Below are 5,884 nucleotides of genomic sequence, written 5' to 3' on the forward strand. Positions count from 1 at the left end.
TGAAATCTCATAATGCCGATACTTTTAATTCATTTCAGAAAAAATTTCCAGTACTTTCAATGGCGATGGGTATATATTCTTTAGGGTCGCTTTCAATGGTATCCAGCTGTTGTTTAAACTGTTTGCTCCAAATGTCTTTGACCCACGGTTTAATCTTTGGGGACCATTTTGGATAATCATATCCGCCTCCACTATATTTAAGATTTTCTTGCAAGACACTATAAATTTCATTCCAAATCATATTGCGAAACTCCAGACTCATTCTATTTTTTTGAAAAGGTCCCGATTCCATTTTATTTATCCTATTCCGAGATTATGGTTTTAATTCTTCCGAGGATGAAAAATCGCCTCTTTGTAGTTTGGAGGGTACTGAATTTATCCTAAATCCCTTATACGCAATGTTCCTGGCCATAATTATCTCTCCATCTAATGATTAATTATAGATCATCTTGCTATGGGGGATTAATGCGCATTAATTACTCGGCATGGAAAATAGAGAACAGGTGTGACGTTTTTTACCCTAAAAAAGAGAAATAGCTAAAAAAGAGTGAGAAATACCTTTTATAACATGTTGCCAAAGCACCTTAATATGTGTTCTATTTCGATGCGATTCGCCCGCTTTTTTTTCTTGGCCTCCCTCATACCACACGAATCCAGATTCACGGTTTTATCTTGATATGTACAACCACAATAAATCGTTTGCGGATGATTCTGAAATAATTGCTGTACTATTTTTTTAGACAGAGCAAACGAACTGGGGGACTCAGCCCATACCAATTGACTTAGACACAATAGGCTATAGAGTAAAACACGCATCCCCAGCTCCTCCCAACAATTAGGGGGAGGAAGTGTACTGCAATAAATACTTAAAGCAAGCTTATTGATTAATTACATAATAGGATGTTTCAAAATATACGACATGATTACAATTGCTCGGCACTGAATATTACATTGAGCTTTATAAGTTGATAGACATTTCAGTTAGTTGCTCATTAACTGTCCCTTAAATCGTAATTAGGTATTGCCACATCAATTAACACTTTGGTGTAGTTATTTTAAATTAAAAATAATCTTTTTGATGATTATGGTTCATTTTTTTTGCATAATACGAACTGAATTTATAGTGTTCAAATATATAAATTCATAGGAGAATATTACGGATAGATTAACGACAGGAGTTAAATCAATTGGAGTAATCTATGAGAATTAAACATAATATAGTAGTTTGTGTCTTAATGGCTATTGCTATTAATGCCAATTCGGCATGGAATGGAATTTCCGATCATAGTCGTGCCAACTGTGCAAATAATGAATCCATCACATGGGATCATTCGGAATTTCACCGACTCGCTGTTGTTTCATTCCATACCGCAGACTATATGAATCGTATGGGACAATACGAGCAACATCGCACAGAAGATTTCTGGGCTACAACTCGACGTTCCGCTGCGGTGCATTGGGGTGAAGGAACAACACCTGCTGGGTATTATCTAGTGCAAGGATGGCATTGGGAATATATCGGTGGAAATGAAATTTTACGAGCCACCACGGGTGTAGATAACTGCAGTATTTATGATGGATGGTGGAATTTTTAATTCATTTCTTATAATTTAAATAAAATGGAATAACTCATGAAAACTAAATTACTTTCAACAGGTATTGTCTATTTATTATCTCAAGTTTGTTTTGCATCATTAGACATGTCTTCTGTGAATATACCGGAAGAAGCAAGACCCAAAATTGATAAAAAATTACTTTCAGCCCAATTTAATGAAATAAAAGAAAAAGGATATATTGAAAGAACAAGTCTTAAATATGAATATTTAAGTGGAATCGAAAAGCGCCTCAAATATGAATCTCAAGGGCATATTAAAAGTACGCACCTTAGGAAGGATTTAACAAATATTGTGACCCATTCTTCGCTGAAAACGGTTCCTTTAGATGCTAAATCAGTCACGCTCGGTTATGCGCCTGTAGGTACATTTAATGAAGATACTGGATGGACTGGACTCACTGAAATTTTCAAATCAAAAGATTCTGGTATCTGCCAATTTTCACATTTCGATTTGAAGGCAAGTAAAGGGGCTTATTCGCTGTCTAAAGAAAATGAACGAAGGGATGTGAATGGTAAATACACTTATGTCGAAGTTACCGGTAAGGAAAACGAAGGATTCGATTATAAAGTAGTCTGGTTTGAAGATTTGAATATGTATACGCTTAGCTGCATTAATAAAGATTTTTCAAATGGATTTAGAGAAAAAGTGATACATTTGGCGAAAAAAATAGATATTGGAGCTAGTTAGGTTAACACCTTCTTTACGGAGGCAAGCTTGTTTTAACTTAATCTGACGCGAATGCCTGTAAAATCTACGAGAGGAGGGTCTTGAATCCTGAATTGTTGCTAAAGTTTCCTGAAGAAACTTTAAATTCAAACATCAGGGTCTGACCTAATGGAACTCCCTTAAGTTTTCCAGGTATTCATGTCAAAGTTTATAGCTGGGCGAATTCAAATAAGTGAAAAGTGAAGCTCTAAAATCCGCATTTGGCTAGCACATCGGCAGAAATGATCCGACCTCTACAACAATAAAATATGTACAAAATTTCGTTGGTTACAAAAAATAATTTTTATAACATGTTGTCAACGCGCCTTAATATGGGCTTTGTCGCAAAAAAATAAGGGCTGGTTTACAATCGGTGCCATCAATACCAAGGGTGGTACTAATATGATTAGTTTCAAATGGCGTCATTTTAAGCAGGATATTATCTTAATGCTGGTCAGATGGTATCTGGCATATTCCATGAGTTATCGTAATATTGAAGAGTTAGCTTTGGAGCGTGGTCTAAAAGTAGACCACTCCACCGTTAATCGCTGGGTTATAGACTTTTCCCATCAATTGGAAGAAACATTTCGTAAGCGCCACAAACGCCCTGTTGGGATTTCATGGAGGATGGATGAGACTTATATCAAGGTGAAAGGCCAATGGGTTTACTTGTATCGAGCCGTTGATAAAGAAGGTAAAACAGTTGATTTCCTGCTTTCAGAGAAACGCGATGAACCTGCTTCACGAGCATTTTTAGAGAAGGCGATTGGTGCTAACGGCTTACCCGATAAAGTAACTATGGATAAAAGTGGTGCTAATAAAGCGGGAATTGATACGATTAATTTACACTTGACGCTTCTGTTCCTGTTGGGTGGATTGTTCGTCCAGATCACTGTGAGACAAATTAAATACCTCAATAATATTGTGGAGCAAGACCATCGATTCATTAAAAAAATTACCCAGCCAATGAAGGGATTTAAATCATTTCATTCTGCAGAAGCCACCTTATCTGGTATTGAACTACACCACATGCTCAGGAAAAACCAGCATACCCAATCGGCCAATCCAACTATTTTTGAACAGTTCTATGGACTGGCGGCGTAAACTCGCCCAAAATAACCCCGTTCGTCATCTAAAATTATTTTTGCGACAGAACCGATGTGGAGACATCGTTTTAATTTTCATAGAAATTTCAAATCCACATGCATGCGCATAATTTTGTATGGTTTTCCAGCTTGGGTTACTGCTACCCTTTTCCAATCTTGAAATATTCCCTTTTTGAGTCCCCATTCTTTTGGCAACTTCATCTTGAGTCAACCCAGATTTTTGACGCATAGAAAGTAAAGTATCTATTAAAGCAAACTCTGATTCTAATAAATCATACTCCGCTTTTACTTCAGGATTTTTAAATGCCTTATCCTTTAGATTTTGAAGACTCATTTTCAACCTCCGCTTTTCTCTTTTTTGCTAAATCAAGCTCTGATTTAGGGGTTTTATTACTCTTTTTAACAAAAGCATGTAATACAATAATATGGCGTCCTTTCATATAACAATAAAGAGAGCGCCCTATCCCTTCTTGAGCTTTAGCTCTAATTTCAAAAAGACCCTCTCCCATCGGTTCTGTATGTGGGGAACCTAAATTGGCTCCATGCACTTCAATTAATTCCAGTAATTTAAGCATCCTAGCTTGAATCTTAGGAGGCATATCTAGTATAGCCTCCTCAACTGACTCGTTATAAAATTCTACTTTCCAATTCATAGTTTTTTTTTATTATTGTTATCATATATAATAACTCAACCTAGGTAAAATTTCAAATAAATAGCAAACTTACGAAATGTTTCTTCCAATTGATTGGAAAAAGTCTATAACCCAGCGATTAACGGTGGAGTGATCTACTTTTAGACCACGCTCCAAAGCTAACTCTTCAATATCACGATAACTCATGGAATATGCCAGATACCATCTGACCAGCATTAAGATAATATCCTGCTTAAAATGACGCCATTTGAAACTAATCATATTAGTACCACCCTTGGTATTGATGGCACCGATTGTAAACCAGCCCTTATTTTTTGCGACAAAGCCACAGTGCCTGGTGAATGTTTTTAAATAAAACAGTCTTGATTTTATTTGGTCGCTTAAGTCTTATTCGCTTGCTCTTAGGAAACTATGTATCAAGTAAAAAAACCTTAAAAGGAATATCATGTCTATACCCTTAATTGGCATCCCCAACGCCAAAGCACCCGCATCTCAAAAATTAGCGCAAGTACAATTGTGGTTATAAATAAGACCATTTCAGTCAATGATTTAATTTTTAAACATACATTAGAAATAAACAATCAAGTCCAGACGAATTAGTCAACAAATAAGCTTATTGGCCATTTGTTTTCAAAAAATGAGGAAAATAGATTATGAAAATAAATTTCTTTCCCGTAGAGCCATCTGCTCGCGTAAAATATAGTATGGCAGTGGTTAATAATTTCCTTAATCAAATGTCAACATCTCCTACTCGCGAGAAACCCCTAATAATACGGGGTCTCAATGCTGTTCAAATGCGATATATATGGACTGCACTAATGGTTTGGGGAAAAAATCATCCTACATTGACATTTAGTTTTAACGAAATCAAAATTCTCAACGACCATATTTTTCATCCTGGGCAAGAATATCAAATTGGTTTGTTGTGGTCTGATTTTACACCTACCTCTCTTTATAAAACTGAATTTAAACACTATTTAACACCGAACATGTTAATACCCGTAGAGTACCCACAGGCATTTGAGGATGTACCGGTTAGTTTGTACAAAACTATTGAAGAACAAGAACAGTTTAAAATTGAAGAAGCCCAAAATCCAGAAGAAGCTTGGCTGAAAAAGGAAGCCAAAATAAAGAAAGAAGCGTTAAAGCACGAAAATGACAATCTTCAAGAACAAACAGGTACTCTTGAGTCAGGAATAAAAGAAATCTCATTACAGCAAGAAAAAGGAAAACAAACGAAAGTTTCCTCCCTACTTTTCTTTGAAAAAGCGAATGAGATACCCTCTCTAAATCGATTAAGAACAATGGTTTTGTGTGAAGCTATTGAGAGTTATCTTTCGTGGCGAAATAATAAAAATGGAGCAAATAAGCGTGGATATAATGTAACTTCGATTACATGGTTATGGCATTATACCGTTTTTGGTGAAAATCGTGCCAAACAACTCATGCAACAGCTATTAGTTTCTCCTGACGATTGCCTAAATACCTTAAAAAAACATTTTTCAGATTACTTTAGTATTAACAATCATTCATTAGATACTTACCTATTAGAAGCCATTTGGGAAACAAACGTTTTATTTCCTATTTACGTGGAATTACCTAATTTGGGCACTATAACAGCAAGAAAACAGCTTTTAGATGTTATTTTGACGACTGACATGCTATCAGCTCCAGAGAATCAAGATACTCTTGTACCCTGTATTGTTACGTACCTTTTCTCTGAACTGCACATCGCACACAAAGATGCTATTCCTGATTATTTAGCACTGTGCCACCAATATCAACGACGTGAAGATGCAGACAA

The 5,884-nt window shown here is 35.9% G+C and carries 8 protein-coding genes; 4 read left to right on the top strand and 4 right to left on the bottom strand.

From position 1 onward, the window contains the following. Positions 1–34: 34 nt before the first annotated feature. Together ACQY7T_RS03125 and ACQY7T_RS03130 are read right to left on the bottom strand one after the other, a co-directional pair. Positions 35–292: a hypothetical protein gene (locus ACQY7T_RS03125; RefSeq protein ID WP_428411259.1), complete on the bottom strand. Its 258-nt coding sequence runs from the start codon at positions 290–292 to the stop codon at positions 35–37. Positions 293–561: 269 nt separating this feature from the next. Then, positions 562–816 (bottom strand): hypothetical protein, encoded by a 255-nt coding sequence (locus tag ACQY7T_RS03130; RefSeq protein ID WP_428411260.1) that lies wholly within the window; start codon positions 814–816, stop codon positions 562–564. 383 nt (positions 817–1,199) lie between these two features. Here ACQY7T_RS03130 and ACQY7T_RS03135 point away from each other — a divergent pair, with 383 nt between their 5' ends. The 3 genes from ACQY7T_RS03135 to ACQY7T_RS03145 all read left to right on the top strand — a co-directional run bounded on the left by ACQY7T_RS03135 (position 1,200) and on the right by ACQY7T_RS03145 (position 3,425). Next, positions 1,200–1,595: a hypothetical protein gene (locus ACQY7T_RS03135; RefSeq protein ID WP_428411261.1), complete on the top strand. Its 396-nt coding sequence runs from the start codon at positions 1,200–1,202 to the stop codon at positions 1,593–1,595. Positions 1,596–1,631: 36 nt separating this feature from the next. Next, positions 1,632–2,303 (top strand): hypothetical protein, encoded by a 672-nt coding sequence (locus ACQY7T_RS03140; RefSeq protein ID WP_428411262.1) that lies wholly within the window; start codon positions 1,632–1,634, stop codon positions 2,301–2,303. A gap of 420 nt (positions 2,304–2,723) precedes the next feature. Continuing rightward, positions 2,724–3,425, top strand: a complete 702-nt coding sequence (locus ACQY7T_RS03145) for an IS6 family transposase (protein ID WP_428411263.1) — start codon at positions 2,724–2,726, stop codon at positions 3,423–3,425. 24 nt (positions 3,426–3,449) lie between these two features. Here ACQY7T_RS03145 and ACQY7T_RS03150 read toward each other — a convergent pair whose 3' ends face one another. Together ACQY7T_RS03150 and ACQY7T_RS03155 are read right to left on the bottom strand one after the other, a co-directional pair. After that, a complete protein-coding gene (locus ACQY7T_RS03150) occupies positions 3,450–3,761 on the bottom strand; it encodes a helix-turn-helix domain-containing protein (RefSeq protein ID WP_428411264.1) in 312 nt (103 codons plus the stop codon). Next, entirely contained in the window at positions 3,736–4,080 is a 345-nt protein-coding gene (locus ACQY7T_RS03155; RefSeq protein ID WP_428411265.1) for a type II toxin-antitoxin system RelE/ParE family toxin, read from the bottom strand. Before ACQY7T_RS03155 ends, ACQY7T_RS03150 begins: the two co-directional genes overlap by 26 nt. A 653-nt stretch (positions 4,081–4,733) precedes the next feature. On the opposite strand from ACQY7T_RS03155, the gene ACQY7T_RS03160 reads away from it, so the two are divergent. After that, positions 4,734–5,884, top strand: a 1,151-nt coding sequence (locus tag ACQY7T_RS03160; protein ID WP_428411266.1) for a hypothetical protein, incomplete at its 3' end; no start/stop codon positions are given.

The organism is Legionella sp. (assembly GCF_965140895.1).
Classification (GTDB): Bacteria; Pseudomonadota; Gammaproteobacteria; order Legionellales; family Legionellaceae; genus Legionella.